Origin of the sequence: Chromobacterium haemolyticum (assembly GCF_009936155.1) — a bacterium.
In the GTDB taxonomy this organism is placed as follows: domain Bacteria; phylum Pseudomonadota; class Gammaproteobacteria; order Burkholderiales; family Chromobacteriaceae; genus Chromobacterium; species Chromobacterium haemolyticum.
Genome location: NZ_AP019312.1, coordinates 2,882,593 through 2,901,576, shown reverse-complemented (window position 1 = coordinate 2,901,576; position 18,984 = coordinate 2,882,593). Strand labels below are relative to the sequence as shown.

The window sequence follows — 18,984 nt, the reverse complement described above, 5'->3', positions numbered from 1 at the left end:
TATCCGGCCGCGAACAACTCAATCTGGAGGTAGAGATGGAAAAAATCGGAGTCAAATTCTTGAAGCCCCACGGCATCTACTCCCCTGGCGATATCGCCGGCTTCGATGTGTCGCGCGTGGAGTGGCTGGAGGGGCTGGCCAAGACCGGTGTAGTTGAGCCGTATAAAGCCGACAAGGCGGACGAAGGCGGCGACGCTAACAAGCGGCAAGGCAGCAACGGCCGCCGTGGCGCTGCCGGCGAGGCCAACTGATCATGGCCGCCGTGGTGACCCAGCGCAGCGCGGCGGCGGTGTTGACGCTGGGGCAAATCAAACAGCAGTGCAACATCGATCTCGACATGACCGATGACGACGAGCTGCTGACGCTGATGGAGCGTGCAGCGGTGCGCGCATGCGAGGGGAAGCTCAAGGGGCCGTTGCTGACGGCGAGCTACCGCGAGACCTTCGGCCAGTGGCCGTTGATCCCTTCGTTGCTGCTGCAGACCGCGAATGCCAAGTCGGTGCAATCCATCATGCTGCGCCAGGCCGGCCAAGTGGTGGAATGGCGCGACTTCGTAGCACTGGAAGACGGGCCGCACCTGTTCATCCGGCCGCGCGCGGCGTGGCCGAAGATCGACGCCGCGCCGGATGCGATCCAGATCACCTACATGGCAGGGTTCGGAGCCGCTGGCGACCGTGTCCCGGAGGATATTCAGCAGTGGCTGCTGTACCGAGTCGGCACGTTCTACGAGTTCCGCGAGCAGTTCATCGCCGGGACCATCGTGACCGACCTGCCGAAATCGTTCGTTGACGAGATGCTGACGCCTTACGTAATGCAAGTGGTGGCGCTATGAGAGCCGGCCGTCTGCGACACTTGGTCCAGATCCAGCGCGAGGTAAAGCGCAAAAACGACCACGGCGAGAACGTCAGCGGCTGGGAGTTGGTCTGCAAGACCCGGGCAAACGTAGCCGACATCACCGGCCGCGACCGGATCGGCGATGTCACGCTGCACCAAATCGACGCCCGCGCCTTCCTGCGTTGGCGGTCAGGCATCGAGGCCGGCATGCGCCTGGTCTACGTCAAAGACGGCGTGACCAGAACCTACACCGTCAAAGCGCCGCCGATAGACCGCGACGGCCGGCGCCGCGACATGGAACTGATATTGGAGTTGGACGATGGACGTCAGCCTCAAAGCCGATGACGCCCGGTCCCGGATTTTCGCGCGACTGGAAGGGCTGGCCGGCGCGGTGGAAGAACGCCGCGAACTCAGCCGGCCGCTACTGGCCGGCGTCAAAATTATCATGCGGCGCGCCAAGCAACTGGTGCCGCGGGACAGTGGTTTCCTGCGGTCGCAGATCATCGCATGGACCAACGTCCGCAAAACCGATGCACCGCTAACCGGCTTTGTCACCGTGGCAACCAGAGCCAAGCGCAACCGCGCCGGCGAGTTGAGCCGCGCCAAGCTGGCGGCCAAGGCCAGCAAGGGGCGCAAGGTCGATGTGGTGACCGCGTACTACGGCCGATTTGTGGAATTGGGGACCAGAAAAATGAACCCAGAGCCCTACCTATCGCGCGCGGTGGATGAAGTTGGGGATGAAGCGAAGGCGGCGGTCCTCGCCGGCGCGCGCGAGGTGCTGCTCAAAATGGTGGAGGCCAGGCTGTGAAAGATTTCGACATTGCCCGCGCGGTTTACCAGCGGCTGGAACCGGCGCTACCCGGCCGGGTGGTACTTGGCGTGCTGGTGCTGGAGCCCGAGGACGTGGCCGAACCGATGACGGTTATCCATCTCGATGACCACCAGCCAGAAGATAAGAAGGGGCTGGCCGTGCGCAATGACCGGACCCAGCTGCGGCTGACGACGGTTGTCGACGCAATCCCCGGCCAGGTCTATTCGCGGCTGGAGCCGCACATGGGCGCGCTGCGCCAGGCGCTGTTCGCCGACCACAACCTGGGCGGCGTCCACCACATCCTGGAACTGACCGAAACGGGCACGCGCTACGGCTTCAACCGCGAGGAGATGACCTACGTTGTAGACCTTGCCATCGAGGTCAAATTTAGACGCAGGGCTGAGGAGCCCTGATCCACCCAGCAACACAATCCATCACCGCCGGCAGGCGGTTTTTTTTATGCCTACAGGAGACGGAAATGGCAGCGATTCAGGAATTCAGCTACATCGGCAACGGCGTGGTGAAAGTGCAAAAGGGTGCGGACCCCGCGCGCGAGTTCGGCAACTGCTCGGCGCTGAGCCTCAAAATCAGTACCGACGAAAAGAAGTTGGTGGACTACACCCGCGGCGGTGGCGGCACGGCCAACAAGGTCGTTCGCATCAGCTCGGTCGATGTCGAAATGGATCTGCGCGAGCTGTCGCCGGACAACATCGCGCTCGGTGTTCAGGGCGACATCTCCATCGACGCGACGAGCAAGGAAGCGACCATCGAGGCGTTGACCCAGCTGGGCACCGAGTACAAGTTGATCTTCGAAGGTCTCAACGAGGCGCAGAGTGGCGCCAAGGTCAACCTCACAATCCATCGCTTCAAGCCCAGCCCGATTGACGACCTGGCGCTGATCGGCGACGACTTCGCCACGCTGAAACTCAAGGGGGCAGTGCTGGCTGACCGTACCAAACCTATCGGCAAGTCGATGTATTTCCAGGTGGTAATGGCGACGAAGACGTCGTGATGCCAGTGCCGGCGAGGCCGCCGGGCAAGGAGCGGAAATCCCACAATAGGAATTTGTTTTGTCGTGACGCGATAGTCGGCGCTAACGCTTACTGGAAAGTCACGACGATGATTGTCCTTTTCATGGTTTCCGTTCTATTTCTGATCCGGCGGGTTCAAGAGCTGAGCTTGCTGTCGTTCATCAAGCTTGTTGTTGTCCTTTGCCTGCTTTGCTTGCTTTCTTACCTGGTCCCGAAATGAAAAAAAGCAAAATCACCACGCTGGATATCGACCGTGATGTGGTCTGCCGCGAACTGACAGTCGCCGAGATCCGCGCGTTGTTTGAGTACACGCCGGCGGATCAAGTCGATGCGTTTCTCCTGCCTGGCATCTCGCTGACCGAGCTGGCCGCCATGACCGACTTGTCGCTGGAAGAAATGGCGGCGCTGCCGCCGTCGCAGCTTGAAAAAGTCCTGGCCGACTGCCGGGAGGTCAACCCGTATTTTTTCGACATGCAGGCCCGCCTCGAAAAGCTGCTCGCAGCGGCGAGGTCCTGAAGCAATTCGACATGCTGGTTTCGGCTTTGATCCGATTGGGTCATAGCGAGGCCTGGCATTACACCCATTCCCAGTTCCAACACGCGATAGACGAAGCCGAGGCCGCCCATGGCAAACAATAACGACATGCTGATTCGGATGGTGATGGCCGGTGATGCATCACCGTTCCTGAAAGAGGTGGTGGCTGCGGAGCAGAAATTCGGCAGCGCGCTGCAGGGTATGTCGGCTACCGCGGCCAAGATGGAACTGCTTGGCAAGGCCCAGGAAAGCGCGAAAAAGGCAGCCGCCGAATTCTTCAAGCTGAAGAAGGAGAGCGAGGCGTATCAGAAGGCCATCGCCATGGCGACCGGGCCGACCAAGGATCTTGAGAAGGCCTTGGCGACCACGGACAAGGCGCTCGACCGCGCCGAGAAATCCATGCGCCGGCAGATAGACTCGGTCCAGGGTCTGCGCAAAGAGCTGAGCGCCGCCGGCGTCGACTCGCGGAATCTGGCCGCGGCCCAGGCGGAGATGTCGGCAAAAGTCGCTGCCACCTCCCGTCGTGTCATGCCCGCTCGCAGGCTTGATGCCGCGCGTGATGTAATCGGGATTCGTTCTAACCCAGAGATTGAGCGGGAGATTGTGCAAACCCAGGCGGCTTACGCGCGCTTGGCGCAAAGTGGAACGATGTCGATGTCCGAGCAAATGAGGGCAGCACAGGCGGCGCGCGCCCGGGTCGCGGAACTGCGGGCAGAACTGGCCGGCGGCATTCCCACCACCAGCTTTTTGAGCACGGGCGCCGGCAAGCTGGCGGCGATGGCAGCCGGCTTCATCTCGTTGAATGCAGCCATTGGACTGACCAAAAGCATCCTGACCACAGCAGGGGAGTTCGAGACGTTACGCACTCAACTGAACTCGGTGGAGAAGTCCGCAGAGAAGGGCAAGGCCGCATTCCAGTACGTCAAGGACCTGGCCGTCAATACGCCGTTCCAAGTAAACGGTTTGACAAAAACCTATATCCAGCTGAAGAACTTTGGCCTGGACCCCACCGCCGGCTCCATGCAAGCGGTGATCGACCAGGCGTCGAAGCTGGGTGGCAGCCAGGAAACCTTGACACGCATCTCGTTGGCGCTGGGCCAGGCTTGGAGTAAAGAAAAGCTGCAGGGCGAGGAGGCCTTACAACTGATTGAAGCCGGCGTACCCGTTTGGGAGTTGCTGGGCAAGAAGTTGAACAAGACCACCGCGGAACTGCAGGACCTGTCTCAGAAAGGTCAGTTGGGGCGCAATGCCATCAATGCCTTGATGGAGACAATGGAACAGGATGCCGCCGGGGCCGCCGCAGCCCAGATGATGACCTGGAACGGCGTGGTGTCCAACGCCATTGACCTTTGGCAACAGTTCCTGGACGACATCGGTCAGGCCGGCCTGCTGGAGTTCGCCAAAAAGGCGATCACCGATTTGACCGAAGCGCTCAACAGGATGAAGGAAACCGGAGAGTTGGGCCAACTGGCGCGCGATATTGCGGAATCGTTGCAGGCGCTGGGGCAAATCGCCATCGGTACGGCCAAGTTCATCGTTGAGCACAAGGAGGCGATTGCCAGCATGATGGCAATTTACCTTGGCTTTAAGGCAAAAGGGCTGGTCGTTTCTTTAACGTCCGACTTGATCAAGTTTGCCGAAGCTGCGGGTAAAGCTTCCAAACTGATCAAGGAGGTAAAGAATGCGGAAACGCTCGGCGATATGGCCGCGGCGGCCGCTGGTAAAAGAAAATCAAGCTCTTCCGCTGGGAGTGCTGGCGCTACTGGAGCAGCAGGAGCTGCTGCCAGCGTAGCAGCTGGGGCTGCGCTTGAAGGTGGAGCAACTGCTGCAAAAGGTGCGCTGACAACGACTGCCGGTGTTGTGCGTACTGCTTTGGCCTCGATGGCTGGCAGTTTTACAGCATTTGGCGTTACTGCTTCGGCGGGGTTATGGGCGGTGGTCGCGCGTCTTGGCATCTTCGGCGCAGCAATTGCTGGGGCCGTCTCCATAACCAAACTAGCCAAGTACGCCTGGGACAACTATGCAGAGGCTGCTTATGCAACGGAGAGGAGCCTTGAAAAGCTTCAGCGCACCATGGCCCAGACCAAGGGCTATTCAAACGTCGTGGTCGAAGGCGCTGCTGCTGTTGACCAGATGACGGATGCCTCACGCAAGCATTACCTGGAAATGCTGAAGCTGGCGCAAACCTACTGGCGCGCAAAGTTGGATGCTGAAGCCCGGAAACAATGGGACTCGCCGGAGGCAAAAGAAGCTTTCAAGATGGCCAAGATCTACAGCGAAGCCATCACCATGGTCAACAACTACAGCACCCGGCGGATTGCTGCAGAGAAGGACTTCAAGGAAAAGGTGGAGGCGGTACGCAACGGCGTGCTGAATGATCTGGCCAGCAAGCTCGCCAAAGAGCAGCAGCTGTACGACAAGGCCAACGATGCATTCAAGGACGCGGTTGACCGCCGCAAGAAGCATCAGGATTCTTGGTATGGCAACAAGGCCGTGGACCCGGCGAAGAAGGCCAAAGACCCGGCGACCATGGGCGTCACCGACTACTACGAAGGATTGTCGAAAGCGAATGCCCTCGGGCGGAAGGCGCAGGAGAGCCAAGCCCAGGCGGCCAAGACGGGGAAGGACGCCGACCTTCGGCAGGCCGCGCGCGACGCCACGACGACGGAGAAGGCCTTCGAAAGCCTGATGGACACCATCAACAAGCTGCGCGAGGCCGGCAAGATCACAGAGGGGGAGTTCAACTTCTTCAATGAGCAGGCGGGCCGGGCCCAAGACGGGTTTGATGAAAAAACCGTCAACAAAGCCAAAGATCAGCTCCAACAGGCTATGGAAAAGGTTGAAGCTCTTAAGCAAGCGGCCGAGAGCGTCAAGAAGCTGCAGATCGGCTTCGACGCAGCCAAGGGAATTGCAGACCTGGATAGCTTACTATCGCAGTTCCAGGCAGCAGCTCAGTCCAAGCCGGTGAAGGTGCCGGTTCAGTATGTTGGGCCAGATGGCAAGTATCTGAGTGATGCGCGCCAGACCCTTGGCTTGCCGGAACGCCCACCATCAGGTGTTTCTGTCGGTGGAGGTGCTTCGGATCCACAAGCGGAGGCGGCCAGAGCCAGGCAACAGCAGGAGGCTCAGAACTTGGCGGAAGCGCGCCGCCAGGTTGGCTTACCAAGCGGCGACGCAGGGGCAAGCAAACTGCCGATTGGTTTCGACCAAGAGGCAGGAAAAGCGGATCTCAACAAATTGCTGACCGATTCGCAGCAACTGGCCCAGAACCAACCGGTTCAAGTCCCGGTGAAATTCGTCAGTGATGGAATGCCCCCACCTGCCTCATTGGCAGAAGCTCGCCGGCAAGTTGGTTTGCCAGAGAAAGGGCCCGGCTTCTCCGGTGGCGGCTGGACCGGACCCGGCGGCAAGTTCGAGCCGGCCGGCATCGTCCACGGCGGCGAGTTCGTGCAAACGCAAGAGCGGATGCGCGAGCCCGGCGCGCTGGCTTTTATGTGGGACTTCCACCGCCGCGGCATGGGCGCGCTGCAGGACTGGCGCGGCTACGCCAACGGCGGCCTAGTCGGCGCCGCGCTGCCGACGTTCGCCGACCGCATCAGTCTGCCGGGTGTTGGCGGGCTGGCGCAGCCGGCGGCCAAGGCTCTGGGTACGCTGCTCCTGCAAGTAGGCGGCCGGCAACTGTCGGTGCAGGCCGATCCCAGCGAAGCCGGCGACTTCATGGCCGACATGCGTCGGCTGCAACTCAAAATGTAAAGAGGTGGTATGAACGCACCCATGTTCCAGATTGGCGGGCTGGTCTGCCCACTGTTGTCGCATCTGGATTTTACTCAGAGCTATGAGCAGCTGGCGGCCAGGGTCACCCTGCGCGCGGCCGGCGGTGCCGGCTTCCGGCAAACGCGCTGGACACGGTTGAAGACCACGCTCCAGGGCGGCGGCTGGCTGCCGGCCGGTCTGTCCGCGCTGGACCTGTCCCAGCCGCTGGAGCTGTGGTGCGCGTCGCCGCGCGCCATCGCCAGCCCGGCCGCCAGTATCGCGCTGCCGGCGCATCGCCAGGACATGGGCGTTTACGGTGTCGCGGTGCTGGTCGGCGGCGAGACGGTGGAAACCGTGGTGGAAGTATCCGGCGCGGTGGCCAGTCTCGCGCCGGTGCCGGGCGCGGTCGGCTATCAGGTCAGCTACTGGCCGGTGCTGACCGTTTTTGCTGAGCTGACGGAAACAGGTGACCTGGCCGCCGGCAATTTTCAGTGGACGCTCAACTGCGAGGAAGTGTGATGGACATCTACTGGAACGACCTCAAGGCGGATCTGCCCACCGGCTTGTCCCCGATGCAGATGGGAAACCCGGACATGCTGATGCTGCGGGCGTTCGGCATCACGATGCAGCCGGCGGATAAGCGAAACCGGCGGACGGTGGTGTGTTTTCGCGCAAACGACGGCAGCAAGGCCGAGCTGATGCACCTGGACTTTCAGGAGTTCTTTATCAACCGAGCCGCTGAGCCTGTGCGCGTCGGCGGAGAGATGCAGCAGCAGCAACACAACTGGGACGGCGTGGCCTGCCAAGCCTTCGTCACGCAGTCCGCAGCGTCGCTGAGCGCGCTGTTGAAACGACCGGCCCAGGCATTTGAAGCCGAAGCGATGCCGACGGCGCCGGCGGTGCTGTTCGATCTGAGCGGGCTGCCGGCCGGCACCGAGTGCTTTGTCTATGCACCAAACACCAAGGCGTTGGCCTGGCCGCGCTGCTCCTTCGTTGTTGCAAACAACAGCGGCAACGTCTTCACGCTGCAGAACGACGGCACGATCAAAAACAAGGACGGCTCGGCGGTCGTGCCGCCGCAGATGGGTCCGGGCCAGACCCGGGCGTGGTATCTGGATCTGGCGATGCACGTGCCCTCGATGTGGGGCGATACCAGCACGCCGCCGGCGGCCTACGTTTTGAATGAGCTGAGACTCCCATGATTCTGACCCCCATTGCCGGCGCGCCGCTGGCGGCGCTGCCTGGCCCGAGCAAGAGCCCGGGCGAGCGTGGCGTTGTGAGCCTGCCGCTGGTGCTGTCAAAAGGCGCGGTGGCGCTGTCCTTGCCGCTGCACTTGGTGGCGCTGGGCAGCCCGCGGCACGCCGGGCAATGGGATGTGCGCGCGGTGCTGGAGCAGCAGGATGTCAGCGCCTGGCTGACCGGCTCCGTTCGGATTGAAGCCGAGGAAGGGCTGGCGCGGATCTGTGAAATCCAACTGCTGCCCGGCGCGCCGTACACGCTGGCCAGCGTCAGCGGAAAGCGGCTCACGGTGGACCTGCAGTGCGAGCCCGGCGGCGCATGGTATCGGCGATTCACTGGGCGCATCGAAATGCCGGAGCTGAGTAGCGCCACCGGCGTGTTGACGCTGCACGCCACTGACGGCCGCCGCGATTTGCTGGCGCGCAAGCCGCGGGCGGACTTGGCGGCATTGCTGGGTGGACACTGGTCCGACTTAGTGTTCAGCCCGGACGCGGATTCGCTGCGCTACGCCGAGGACCGGCTGTCGACGGTGCAGGCCTCGTTCGATCTGGACGTGTACGGAAACCAGCGGGTGACGCCGTGGCGCGCCGGGCCGCCGGCGTTTCGCTTCGACGCCGGAGTGATCCTCGATCAGTCGCTGCAGTTGAAAACGAACCGGCTGGCGGAGCTGTTCAACACCGTGGAAGCGAAGTTCGAATTTCGCTTCCCGCGGCTGAACGAATGCCGGCACCGGTTCACGTGGGAGAACAGCCAGCGGCTGGCGGACTTCTTCCTTGGCAAATTCCGCTATCCGGAGAAATCAGCTGTCGCCGGCGCCGCCAGCGGTACGGGCTGGACGGTGGTGAACACGACTTATCTGCCCAGTCCGCCCCAGCAGTATTTTTCAGAAAACGGCGTGCTGTACTTTTGGAAGAACCCGTTCACCAGCACCCCGGAGGCAGACCCCTACTGCAGCCGGGCCGAAGTAGATCTCAAGTGGCGATGCGCCCAGCAGATCACGGAAGAAATCAAGGTGGTGGCGGTGGCGCCTGACTCAGTGGCCGCCTATGGCGCCCGCAAGAAGGAAGGCAACAGCGGGCAACTGGCGGTCGAGGTCGATACCAGCGGCTGGGAGAAAGGCGAAGCGACGTTTGACGGCCCGCTGCCGGATCTGGATTGGCTGCCCGGCCAGGGCCGCGCGCAGGTTAATGTCGCGCTGCAATGCCTTCTTGCCGAGTCCGCTGCGCAGATCGCCGCGAGTCACCGTAATGCGACCCTGACGTTTCAGGCGCCGGCGCATTCGGAGCTGGACGTGTGCCACACCGTAGCTGTCGAGCATCCGCAAGTCGACGCCGTCGGCAAAGTGCAGCGGGTGGTGACCACCCTCGACACTGGCAGCGGCCGCGCGGTCGACGAAATCACGATGGTGCTGTTCGGCGCGCTGGCGGTGGGGACGGTGCCGGTTGATCCTTTGCCAGCGCCGAAGAAGCCGGAGATCCCACAGCCGCCGATGAGTACCACCGGCAGCGGGCAGACGACGCTCGACGTCAGCAACACATCGATGGCAACGCATGACGGCTTCCTGGGCTTTTCGGACAAGCCGTCAACGGAGGATGCAACGCGAGCGTCAGAGTTCCGCATCACCGTTCCGGAGATCCCGGCCAGCACGCGCGACCCGCTGACCGCGCCGGCGACGGTGTCGTACCGGGTGGGCGTGCCGGCGGACATCATCACATTGAAGAGAGGTTAGGCATGGCGGTGACTTTGGGGTTTTACAGCGACGCGGCGCTGACCGTGAAGCTGGCCGGCCTGCCGCTGAGAATGGCGGCGGATGGCCAGCGCCTGGCCGCGCGGTTCTGGCTGGGCTCGCCCGACCCCGGCACGTTCAACCCGGGCTCGCCGCCGCTGCAGCTGGCACCTCTCAGCGCCGGCAGCGGGGAGCCGATTGAGTCGATCCGGTTGGCCAGGACCGAAGCGGCGCTGGAAACGGCGCCGCCCGGCGGCGCGCTGGAGTTGCCGGCACCGCTCCAGGGCGGTGCGGAGAACGCGCTCGAAATCTGGGTGTGCTGGGACCACGCCGGCAGCAACGGCGCGTGGTCGAATGTGACTTTGACGCTCGGGGAGGTGATCCAGACATGAAGCAGTCCGACGCTAAGATGCTGGCGCAGACGCTGGAGCAGACGCGGCGCGCGGGCCAGGCCAAGGCCGCTTTGCCGAAGCTGCCCGCCCCAGGAGCGCTGCCGGCTAAGACCGGAGCCGGCCACGGTACGGTAAGCGCGCCGACGGCGTCTACCGGCGCCATTGCCGGCCCGCTGGTAGAGAAGGACGTGAGCCTGCGGCAGTACCACGCTGAGACGAACATGACGACGAGCGACGGGCTGTTCGTGATCAAAGTCCAGCCCATCAAACAAGTCACGCTGACCGACGCCAACGGTAAAACGGTGGTGATGGAGTACGCCGCGCCATGAAGCTGGACACCCGTTCGCCGTTGCCGGTGGCGCGGCCGACCGCGGCCGGCCATCCATTCCATGGCCTTGTTAAGCAGGGACTGACGCTGCCGAATGGCCGCGTTGTGCCGTACAGCGTGCTGGGGATTTCGACAAAGCTGCAGGTGCCGGGCTGGGAGGGGCAGGAGCAATACGACCCGGTCACCGGCTATCGCTGGCTGCCGTATGCGATTTACCAGCGCTACAAAAACTTTGACGGCTGCTATCTGTACGGCCGCTTGATCAACAACTGCGACTGGTTTGTTGCGTTCGGCGTGAACGACGTGTGGGCGGTTGGCATCACCGCCAGCGGGCTTACGCTTAAATGCCTGAACCGGCCGGGCACCAAGTCGTTTCCCTTGAACTGGGGCGCGGTGGCGGATGCATTCAAGCCGAACACCGGCTGGAAATGGGGCCTCGCCGCGGTGTCGCCCAGCGGCAATGCCGCGGTGCTTTCGTTCATCGGGAAACTGAATATCTATGCGGTAACTCTGCAGCTTACACAAAATGGCGCAAGTATCACTATCGCAGAACACAGCGGCTGGGGCGCTCAGTCCGGGCACATGTATGAGCGGAGGCTGGGTGTTGCTGGATTCGTGTACGAGGAGGGTGTTGTGCCCGCGATATGTGAATCCGTGATCCTATCCTCATCAGTAGAGGAAATCCCCGAGGTGCCAGGCGTATCAGGTGCTAAAACGCGCTACAAGGCATTGTTCGAGTGGAGGATCGGCTCGGTTAAGCTGGGCCAATATTGGGCAGAACAAGAAACGTCGCCGATGGGGATGATCACTACCTTGGTGCGACAGATTCAATCCGGTGTTCTCCAGGCCCCAAATTTTATTTGGAGCCGAGACATTCAGTTCACGATAGTTGGCGATGGATTAGTAACTGCTGCGACCAGCATCGGGCTTGAGCTTGTGACATACGGCGTTGTCGATCTTGTCGCCGGTACCGGAACTTTGTGGCCTGCGGGAGCAACGCACGTCGCGGTCCACCCGGTGACTAGGCAACTTGTTTTTGACGATGCGCCAATCTGCTTTGCCTGACCCTCTATTGCGAATTGTGAGGTTTACACCGAGAATACCACTTCAAAATAACTACTTGATCCATGATGAACCTTAGATTGCTTGGCTTACTCCTCCCCTTGGCGATTACTGGCTGTGCAACCGGGCCAAACCCTGTTCAAATGTACCCCGGAGCGAAAAAACCATATGGCGAGATTGCATTAATTCAACTTGACTGGATAACTTCTCTAAAAGAAGGCTCTGTCAACATGATGATGGACACGGTTGATAATAACAAAGTCGCTCCAACCGGAATGCAATCCACTATACAAACTACAGTTTTACCTGGGAGGCATGTTTTAGGTGTGGATTTGGTTTGGACTACAGGTGGAGTTACTGGCCCAGGCTGGCTTCACACTAAAAAATTCAAACTGAATATAGATGTCTCTGCGGGTAATTTGTATGCGGTGTGCTACTACCCTAGTGATAGATTGGCATTTAAAAAAATAGGAAAGATTGAAGATTTTCTCGTACAAAAAAAGTGGGATGAACTAGTTGCTCACCCCTGCAGGAACATTGCCAACTAGTTTGGCTTGTCATCCGAAACCCCGTTTCAGCGGGGTTTTTTGCTTACAAATACTTCTTGAATAATTTACGTCTTTCATTTAATGATTCAAGTTCTGTCTCTTTTTCAACAGCATAAATTATTCCTTGAATGGTTCCTGCAGCTTTCCCGTCTTTAATGTCTCTGGTCAGACAGTACGCAGACATGTTCATTGATTCTATTTTGTCAACATATGATTGTTTGGCTTTTTGAGAAATAGATGCACGCAAACGAATAGATTCACCACCTGGGCCTCCGGCCCATTTTTTATTTCTGGGAGGGGAAATGCGGGACATGGGCAAAGCGGGGGAGTTCGCATCGGAAGCGGTCAAGGCTGCGCCGCCGGTGACGATTAGCGCGGTCAGCTTGTACGGCATCAGCGTAGCGGACTGGGTCAGTATCCTGACCATCGCCTACCTGCTGATGCTGTTCTTTACATCGGGACCGAAGGTCGTCGCGGCGGCGCGGCGCTACGTGGCGGTGATCAAGGAATGGAGGACGGGGAAATGAGCAAGGCGAAAATCATCGTGACCGGTGCTCTGGCGCTGGGTCTGGCCATCGTATCGCAATTCGAGGGGCTGAGGACCAAGGCGTACCTCGACCCGGTGGGTATCCCGACGATCTGCTACGGCAGCACGGCCGGGGTGAAGATGGGGCAGACGCGGACGGTGGAGGAGTGCAAGGAGTTGCTGGCGGGGGAGCTGGGTAAGTCGATGGCCGCGGTAGATCGCCTGGTCAAGGTGCCGCTGCCGGACACGCGCAAGGCGGCGCTGGGCTCGTTCGTCTACAACGTCGGCGAAACGGCGTTCGCGCGCTCCAGCATGTTGCGCAAGCTGAACGCCGGCGACTGGCGCGGCGCGTGCAATGAGCTGCCCCGCTGGAGCTACGCGAAGGGCGTGCAACTGCCGGGCCTGGTCAAGCGGCGTGCCGCGGAAAGGGATCTATGTTTGCGCAATTGAAACTGCTGGCTGGGGGGGGGCTGGTGGCGGCCGTGGCCGCTGCCGGCTGGCACTACCGCCAGGTGCTGGCCGAGCGTGACGCCGCGGGCCAGCGCGCCGTAGCGGCGGAGCGGGTTGCGGCCGGCGAGAAGGCGGCCAGGGCACAGGAACAGGCAACCGCTCGCAGTGACAACGCGGCAGCAGCCGCATACCAGAAGGAACTGGAGAATGGGAAAATTGAACAGCAGGGGGCTGTTGCTCGTCTGCGCGCTGCTCTCCGGCTGCGCGACCAGCGCGCCGCCGGTGCCGGAAGTCTGCCCGAAGCTTCCGCCGGCGCCGGCCAGCGTGATGGAGAAGCAAGCGCCGAATTTTCTGGAGCGCAGCGAGCAAAACTTGCAGAGGCTCTTGAGCGATTTGGGGTTGAGCAGTACTCAATCGCCAGTGACTCCGACAAAGCAGCCAAGGGGCTCGGTGCCTGCCAGGTGATCCTCAACTCGGATCGCGCGCGGTAAGGCCGTGGCAAACCGCTAGCCAAATGTGATGCCTGACCGGCAGTGCCATGGGCTGTTGATTGCTGCCAGAAGTAAGCCATTCTTGCAGGCGGCTGGCAGGCCACAGGCAAAGTTCGGACAGTGCCGCGTATGTTAGCGGCTGACCGGTGGCGGCCAGGTGGTGGGCGGATATGGCACGATAGAAATCCGGCTGGCTCAAATCCATGACGGTGCGCCATTCTGGTCTGGCGCTTGCCGGGGCTAGCCGAGGTTTCTTCGATGTGCGGTAGCGCGGAATGCCCAACTGTTTTCGCTTGCGGGTGATGGTGCGAGCGGGAATGCCTGCCTCTCTTGCCAGCACACTATCTTTGACAGCCCCGAGCCTCTCCAAAATGGATGCAGGCCAGTGGATGGCTGTCTGCGATTCGGGGTGTGCGGGAATCCCGAGACGGGATCGCCGCTGTCTGACGAGGTCAAGACTCACGCTCAACTTCTGCGCCACGGTTTTGTCGCTGCTTTTGCCGAGCAAGGCATCCATTTCTGGCGTCCACTTTGTGTGCGGAGCAAACGCAGGGATGCCAAGCCGCAGACGCTGGGCTCTAACCGCCCCCAAAGATCGGCCTAGTTTCTTGCCCAGACTCGCATCGGGCATGGTCCCCAACTGCGCGGCTTCCTCGTCAGTCCACTGATGCCACACCACAGGCACTGTAGCCGGGATGTTGAGGCTAACTCGCTTTCGCCTCACCACGTCCAGGCTTACCCCCTTCAATTTGCCAAGCTCAGCATCGGACACCTTCCCCAGCAATGCCAGTTCATCATCGGACCACTCGATCTGACTGACTGGACGGTGTCGGTCCCCAGACAGGCCAAGGCTATTCGCCTTCGCCCGGATGGCCGGCGCCGAGCGCTGCAAGAGCGCTTGTAGCTTTTCGGCCGGCATACGTCGGTAGTGCTTGCGGAGGAGTGCTATTTCATCCGGCGTCCATGTAGCCTTCATTTTCGTCCGCTTTCCGGCAATGTGGCCGCGTCGATCTGGTCGCTGAGCCATTCCATGCCCAGCGTCCGCAGCTTATCCCAGCGCTCCGGGGTCAGACGGATGCTGCCGGACCGAGCCGGATTCTTCGACGTCTTGCGACCAGCCCCTGGCCGTGCGCCGCCATGGAGGACACGCTCCAGCATTGCTTCATGAGAGATGAGGGTTGCAGGGTCCGCGTTTTGCAAACGTCTGGCGGCCTCGCGCTCTAGATCGACGTCGAAGGCCTGATCGGCAGCGCGTTTGGCCGCTTGGGATTTGCTGGATTTCATTCGACGTCTATCTCTTTCAGCTCCTGCTCACGACCCAGCATCTCCACCATATAACTGGCGCCTTGTTCGTCGGACACGCGCACCGCGCGGAAGCCCAGCAGAGCGGCGGCGCGGGCGGTGGCGTGCTGGATGTCCCAAGAGGCGTCGCCCAGGTCTTCCGGTTCTACGTTGGATTCGATGTCGTAGATGGATTTCGATTCATCGATCAGCGCCCCGGCGGTGTCTTCGTCAATCCCGTAGCGGGTGGCCAGCTCTGCTACCAGGCCTTCCAGCTTGGCGGCGTCGTCGTGATAGAACAGTTCGCCGGCGCCGATGCATTCCGATTCGTCCAGTTCGATGGAGTAAGCCTTGAAGCTGCCGGCGGTCATTGCATAAACATGGCTGGAGAAGAACAGGAACGAGCCATAGCGACCGTGGGCATTGATCTGGCTGATGGCTTCCTGCGAGGTGTGAAACAGTTCCATGTCCTGCTCCATGTGGCGGCTTGTTACTTGAATTATGTATTACGCAAATCAAGATAGCAAGGCCGATACCACATCACACCTATTTTGTATTGACGATTGCCTGCACGCGTCTTCGATGCCGCCCAGATTTAACGAAAATTTTGGGATATAGCCCAAAAAAGGGCCCATTCCCGAAGGGAAGTCGCGTCAGCAGGGCGCTAGACTAGGTTTTCTTTGGAGGATGGGGGGCTTCGCCAGGAACTTCTGGGTGGTTACTTGTAACCGAGTACCCCAAATCTTTCATTGCACGATGTAGGTTTTGACTGAATTCAATAGTCATTTGCTCCATCATCGCCTCGACAGCCTCTTGAAACTTGTATGACGTGCCAGGAGCTGAGTGATCTGGATGAAAGGTATCGTCAAGCCGCCGCAGGATTTCATCGTTGAGTGATCTTTGGTTTGTCGTGGCGCTGGAGCGGAGCTCTCTATACAGGGAAGATGGGATGTTTAAAGAGACTGTATATACATCTATGTCATGCTCAGTTGTATCAATACCAGTGCAAAGCCACCCTGGGCTTACCTCTAATGCCTCTGCAAGCTTGTTGAGGACTTGTGGTCGAGGCTTGTTGGTTCCGGCTTCGTAGCGTGAAAGTTGAGCCTGCGCAATGCCAGAGAGCTTAGAAAGATCTTGCTGTGACAGTCCGCGGGTCGCGCGTGCTGACTGCAACCTAAACGCAAATTTCTCATCAAAACGCATAAAATGTATTGACCTGTGAAATATGACTAACTATGATGAGGATCATAAATCGTATCAAAAATTTTCGCCACGAAAAGGAGCATGGTCGATGAAAGAATGCATCGCTCAAGGAGGGGCAGAGCCCACTAGTGTATCGATGTCTATTGAGTTAAAGCACTACTTGAAGGAGAAAGCTCGATTGAATTTCCGCAGCTTTAGCAAGGAGGTCCAAGCTCGTTTGGAAGATAGCAGGAAGAGGGAGGAGGAACTTGAAAAAGCCGCGTGACGGTCACTTGGTGGCGGGTATGCCACTTTGGCAAAATGAAGCAGTAGAAAGAGCGATGCCCCAGAAGCGGCAACTTCTGAGGCATCAGGTGAAATCCAATGCATTCGAAGTCAAAGGAATTCCTATATGAAATATAGCGATCAACCCCACGAGCGTCAAGCCGCACCGGCCAAGGTGCGTGTTGCGGGCATCTCGCTGGAGATGTATGAGGACGAGTCCTGCCGTCTTGAGTACACGGGGGACACCAAAAAAATGCTGGTCTGGCTCAAGGCCTCGCTTGACGAAATGGACCGCCGCGAGCAAGAGAGGGGGGCGGCATGAACTTGGTTACTACAATCAACGGCGCCGCCGTCACCACCTCCCTGGCTATTGCTGAAGGCACTCAGAATGAACACCGTGCAGTCCTCCAACTTGCTCGTACCTACCTGGGCGATCTTGAGGAGTTTGGAGGGGTCGCATTTGAAATGCGACCCTTTGAAACCCCAGGCGGAGTTCAGAAACGAGAGATTGCCATCCTCAACGAACAGCAATCCACGCTGCTGCTGACCTACATGCGCAACAGCGACATCGTGCGGCAGTTCAAGAAAGCGTTGGTCAAAGCGTTCTGGGAGTTGGCGCAGAAAGCAGCAGCCCCAGCCTTGCCTGACTTCTCCAACCCTGCTGCCGCAGCACGCGCCTGGGCCGAGCAATTCGAACAACGGCAGTTGGTTGAGGAGCAGAAGGTATTGTTGGAGCACAAGGTCGCTGAGCAGGCGCCGAAGGTGCAGTTTCACGATGATGTGGCGGCAGCAATCAACTGCCAAACTGTAGGTGAAGTGGCAAAGGAGCTTGGTACAGGCCAAAACAGGCTTTTCCGTTGGCTTCGTGAACGCGGCTTCTTGATGGCCAACAATGAGCCATACCAGCGCTTTGTTGATCAAGGGTATTTTAAGGTCATTCCTCGAAGCTGGAAAGATCGGCATGGAGAGTTGCATGCAGATAAAAAAACTCTTATCACAGGGAAGGGTTTAACTTACTTCCATAAACTGATCAATAACCTACCTGTTGATCTTCCTGCCAATGATAATGATGCTGTGGCTTCTGCCTAGCGATCTCATTTCCTTTAGCAAACTGGCCGAATACCTATCGGCCAGTTTTCTGCCTATTTGACCTTGACCTTTAGGAAGTAATTTTTCCTAACCCATATAGGGCCGTAATGTATTTTGCAAGCACATCGTTCTTTGTGTTTTCGTATATTTCCATCTTTATTGCATCTTCTTGTGAGTGTATTTTACGATTCCTTGGGTAGTGATGGTTTTCTGTTGTTTTGTATGCAGCATATGCCGTATGAACTGAATAGTTTTTAAAATTGACATTGTCAATATATACCTCTTCACAACGAACCTCTATGCGGCCGAGTTGGTCTTCTATTGATTTGTCGTGATCGATGCGATTGTCCTTAAAATCAATTATTAGCAATATTAACAAGTACAGGATGTGTATATTCCCGTTATTTTCCTTTACTGCGTCATAAATCAAATACAGCTTGAATGCAAGTTGCTTGATGTCCCTTATTGATAATTTGAGATATACAGACATGCCATCTATCAATTGGTCCATGCTGCCTCTAAAGGGGATAAACAAAGTTGACTCATTTATTTTGTATCGATTTAGCTCAGATCGCCATATGGCCGACATGGAGGGGGTTATTAATTGATAGTCAATATCAAAGAAACGCTTCAAATACATTGTGGAGTCAAAGTTGGCGCCGTATAGCACTTTAATCGAGTTGCTTAGCTCCGCTTTGTTTGCAGCAATAAGGAATATCACGCCATCTAGTGAAAATAGGTGCTTAACCCCTTCCAGAAGCGCTATGGAAAAATCTGGCCGACATCGATCTAGCTCATCAATGACAACAAATATTGGAAGTCTTTTTTGATGTTCTTGCTTTTGAATGGCCTGAACCAATTCAGACATACGGGCCTTGAATTTTTCAAGAGCATCCTTTTTTTCAATATGTGAATTAAATATGTCCTTATTGATGTCTACTGAAAATGAATCACCTCCTTTGGGCGGATTGTCGGTCCATGCGCTTGTAAGTTCGTCAACGCTTAAGCCGACAGTTTTTTTTACTAGGCCGGCCATAATAGTGACGCCAACCTTTTTCGCTACTTTTAAGGAGGCATCTGTTACCTTGTCTATAATGGCTTTGTGGCAGGGGAATTCATTTCGCAACCCCTCGGACATTTCGCTCAAAAAAGAAACGATCGGGTCGTTAGAAAAGTCATTTTCCCATGAGTTAAAATGAATAACAGGGTGGCCTTTTTCTTTTATGTCTTTGCACAGCCCTTCAATTAGGTAGCTCTTACCCTCGCCCCACGGGGCATCAATTGCCATCACTACCCCCGTTCGACCTGTCACCACACCATCATCATGTATTTTCAGCGCGACATCGTAGATGTGCTGGGCATCTTCTTTTCTGTTGAGTAGGTCGCTGTCCCAATGACTCATATCATTCTCTAATTTGCGGA

27 protein-coding genes are annotated in these 18,984 nt (G+C 58.3%); 21 read left to right on the top strand and 6 right to left on the bottom strand.

The annotated features are described in order from the left end of the window. Positions 1-35: 35 nt before the first annotated feature. The 15 genes from GYH29_RS13195 to GYH29_RS13125 all read left to right on the top strand — a co-directional run bounded on the left by GYH29_RS13195 (position 36) and on the right by GYH29_RS13125 (position 12,258). Positions 36-251 carry a hypothetical protein gene (locus tag GYH29_RS13195; protein ID WP_161523917.1) on the top strand — a complete coding sequence of 72 codons (216 nt, stop codon included), beginning with the start codon at positions 36-38 and terminating at the stop codon, positions 249-251. A 2-nt stretch (positions 252-253) separates the two neighbouring features. Continuing rightward, positions 254-832 (top strand): head-tail connector protein, encoded by a 579-nt coding sequence (locus tag GYH29_RS13190; RefSeq protein ID WP_161523916.1) that lies wholly within the window; start codon positions 254-256, stop codon positions 830-832. Beyond that, complete coding sequence (locus GYH29_RS13185; protein WP_161523915.1) at positions 829-1,179, top strand: head-tail adaptor protein; 351 nt, start codon at positions 829-831, stop codon at positions 1,177-1,179. The genes GYH29_RS13190 and GYH29_RS13185 overlap by 4 nt, the downstream gene beginning before the upstream one ends. After that, positions 1,154-1,642 carry an HK97 gp10 family phage protein gene (locus GYH29_RS13180; protein WP_161523914.1) on the top strand — a complete coding sequence of 163 codons (489 nt, stop codon included), beginning with the start codon at positions 1,154-1,156 and terminating at the stop codon, positions 1,640-1,642. Before GYH29_RS13185 ends, GYH29_RS13180 begins: the two co-directional genes overlap by 26 nt. Next, complete coding sequence (locus tag GYH29_RS13175; RefSeq protein ID WP_161523913.1) at positions 1,639-2,058, top strand: hypothetical protein; 420 nt, start codon at positions 1,639-1,641, stop codon at positions 2,056-2,058. The genes GYH29_RS13180 and GYH29_RS13175 overlap by 4 nt, the downstream gene beginning before the upstream one ends. Positions 2,059-2,123: 65 nt before the next feature. Beyond that, entirely contained in the window at positions 2,124-2,657 is a 534-nt protein-coding gene (locus GYH29_RS13170) for a hypothetical protein (protein ID WP_161523912.1), read from the top strand. A gap of 235 nt (positions 2,658-2,892) precedes the next feature. Continuing rightward, positions 2,893-3,192, top strand: coding sequence for a hypothetical protein (locus tag GYH29_RS13165; protein WP_161523911.1), 300 nt, complete (start codon positions 2,893-2,895; stop codon positions 3,190-3,192). Between the two features lie 108 nt (positions 3,193-3,300). After that, positions 3,301-6,963 (top strand): tape measure protein, encoded by a 3,663-nt coding sequence (locus GYH29_RS13160; RefSeq protein WP_161523910.1) that lies wholly within the window; start codon positions 3,301-3,303, stop codon positions 6,961-6,963. Between the two features lie 9 nt (positions 6,964-6,972). Further along, a complete protein-coding gene (locus tag GYH29_RS13155; RefSeq protein WP_161523909.1) occupies positions 6,973-7,482 on the top strand; it encodes a hypothetical protein in 510 nt (169 codons plus the stop codon). Next, positions 7,482-8,165, top strand: a complete 684-nt coding sequence (locus GYH29_RS13150; RefSeq protein ID WP_161523908.1) for a hypothetical protein — start codon at positions 7,482-7,484, stop codon at positions 8,163-8,165. The genes GYH29_RS13155 and GYH29_RS13150 overlap by 1 nt, the downstream gene beginning before the upstream one ends. Then, complete coding sequence (locus tag GYH29_RS13145; protein ID WP_161523907.1) at positions 8,162-9,931, top strand: hypothetical protein; 1,770 nt, start codon at positions 8,162-8,164, stop codon at positions 9,929-9,931. Before GYH29_RS13150 ends, GYH29_RS13145 begins: the two co-directional genes overlap by 4 nt. A 2-nt stretch (positions 9,932-9,933) precedes the next feature. Further along, entirely contained in the window at positions 9,934-10,320 is a 387-nt protein-coding gene (locus tag GYH29_RS13140; RefSeq protein WP_161523906.1) for a hypothetical protein, read from the top strand. Next, entirely contained in the window at positions 10,317-10,649 is a 333-nt protein-coding gene (locus GYH29_RS13135) for a hypothetical protein (RefSeq protein ID WP_161523905.1), read from the top strand. Before GYH29_RS13140 ends, GYH29_RS13135 begins: the two co-directional genes overlap by 4 nt. Beyond that, positions 10,646-11,713, top strand: coding sequence for a hypothetical protein (locus GYH29_RS13130; RefSeq protein ID WP_161523904.1), 1,068 nt, complete (start codon positions 10,646-10,648; stop codon positions 11,711-11,713). The genes GYH29_RS13135 and GYH29_RS13130 overlap by 4 nt, the downstream gene beginning before the upstream one ends. Positions 11,714-11,775: 62 nt before the next feature. Further along, a complete protein-coding gene (locus GYH29_RS13125) occupies positions 11,776-12,258 on the top strand; it encodes a hypothetical protein (protein ID WP_161523903.1) in 483 nt (160 codons plus the stop codon). A 43-nt stretch (positions 12,259-12,301) separates the two neighbouring features. On the opposite strand, the gene GYH29_RS13120 is transcribed toward GYH29_RS13125, so the two are convergent. Further along, positions 12,302-12,571: a hypothetical protein gene (locus GYH29_RS13120; RefSeq protein WP_161523902.1), complete on the bottom strand. Its 270-nt coding sequence runs from the start codon at positions 12,569-12,571 to the stop codon at positions 12,302-12,304. Between GYH29_RS13120 and GYH29_RS13115 the strand changes: the two genes are divergently transcribed. From GYH29_RS13115 to GYH29_RS13105, 3 genes are read left to right on the top strand one after another with little or no spacing between them, the layout of a single operon-like run. Next, entirely contained in the window at positions 12,561-12,785 is a 225-nt protein-coding gene (locus tag GYH29_RS13115) for a hypothetical protein (protein ID WP_157222068.1), read from the top strand. The genes GYH29_RS13120 and GYH29_RS13115 overlap by 11 nt on opposite strands. Continuing rightward, positions 12,782-13,234 carry a lysozyme gene (locus GYH29_RS13110; RefSeq protein ID WP_161523901.1) on the top strand — a complete coding sequence of 151 codons (453 nt, stop codon included), beginning with the start codon at positions 12,782-12,784 and terminating at the stop codon, positions 13,232-13,234. The genes GYH29_RS13115 and GYH29_RS13110 overlap by 4 nt, the downstream gene beginning before the upstream one ends. Further along, positions 13,219-13,725 (top strand): hypothetical protein, encoded by a 507-nt coding sequence (locus GYH29_RS13105; RefSeq protein ID WP_161523900.1) that lies wholly within the window; start codon positions 13,219-13,221, stop codon positions 13,723-13,725. Before GYH29_RS13110 ends, GYH29_RS13105 begins: the two co-directional genes overlap by 16 nt. On the opposite strand, the gene GYH29_RS13100 is transcribed toward GYH29_RS13105, so the two are convergent. From GYH29_RS13100 to GYH29_RS13085, 4 genes are all read right to left on the bottom strand, one after another. Beyond that, a complete protein-coding gene (locus GYH29_RS13100) occupies positions 13,703-14,701 on the bottom strand; it encodes a hypothetical protein (protein ID WP_161523899.1) in 999 nt (332 codons plus the stop codon). The two genes, GYH29_RS13105 and GYH29_RS13100, sit on opposite strands and share 23 nt — an antisense overlap. After that, a complete protein-coding gene (locus GYH29_RS13095) occupies positions 14,698-15,009 on the bottom strand; it encodes a hypothetical protein (RefSeq protein ID WP_161523898.1) in 312 nt (103 codons plus the stop codon). The genes GYH29_RS13100 and GYH29_RS13095 overlap by 4 nt, the downstream gene beginning before the upstream one ends. After that, positions 15,006-15,473: an AcrIF11 family anti-CRISPR ADP-ribosyltransferase gene (locus GYH29_RS13090; RefSeq protein ID WP_161523897.1), complete on the bottom strand. Its 468-nt coding sequence runs from the start codon at positions 15,471-15,473 to the stop codon at positions 15,006-15,008. Before GYH29_RS13090 ends, GYH29_RS13095 begins: the two co-directional genes overlap by 4 nt. A gap of 202 nt (positions 15,474-15,675) precedes the next feature. After that, the gene (locus GYH29_RS13085) at positions 15,676-16,209 is read right to left on the bottom strand and encodes a helix-turn-helix domain-containing protein (protein ID WP_161523896.1); all 534 of its coding nucleotides are present in this window, start codon (positions 16,207-16,209) and stop codon (positions 15,676-15,678) included. Positions 16,210-16,297: 88 nt separating this feature from the next. Here GYH29_RS13085 and GYH29_RS13080 point away from each other — a divergent pair, with 88 nt between their 5' ends. From GYH29_RS13080 to GYH29_RS13070, 3 genes are all read left to right on the top strand, one after another. Continuing rightward, positions 16,298-16,474, top strand: coding sequence for a TraY domain-containing protein (locus GYH29_RS13080; RefSeq protein WP_161523895.1), 177 nt, complete (start codon positions 16,298-16,300; stop codon positions 16,472-16,474). A gap of 126 nt (positions 16,475-16,600) precedes the next feature. Then, complete coding sequence (locus GYH29_RS13075) at positions 16,601-16,795, top strand: hypothetical protein (protein WP_161523894.1); 195 nt, start codon at positions 16,601-16,603, stop codon at positions 16,793-16,795. Continuing rightward, entirely contained in the window at positions 16,792-17,562 is a 771-nt protein-coding gene (locus GYH29_RS13070) for a phage antirepressor KilAC domain-containing protein (RefSeq protein ID WP_161523893.1), read from the top strand. Before GYH29_RS13075 ends, GYH29_RS13070 begins: the two co-directional genes overlap by 4 nt. 70 nt (positions 17,563-17,632) lie before the next feature. Here GYH29_RS13070 and GYH29_RS13065 read toward each other — a convergent pair whose 3' ends face one another. Continuing rightward, positions 17,633-18,964 (bottom strand): KAP family P-loop NTPase fold protein, encoded by a 1,332-nt coding sequence (locus tag GYH29_RS13065; RefSeq protein ID WP_161523892.1) that lies wholly within the window; start codon positions 18,962-18,964, stop codon positions 17,633-17,635. Between the last annotated feature and the right edge of the window lie 20 nt (positions 18,965-18,984).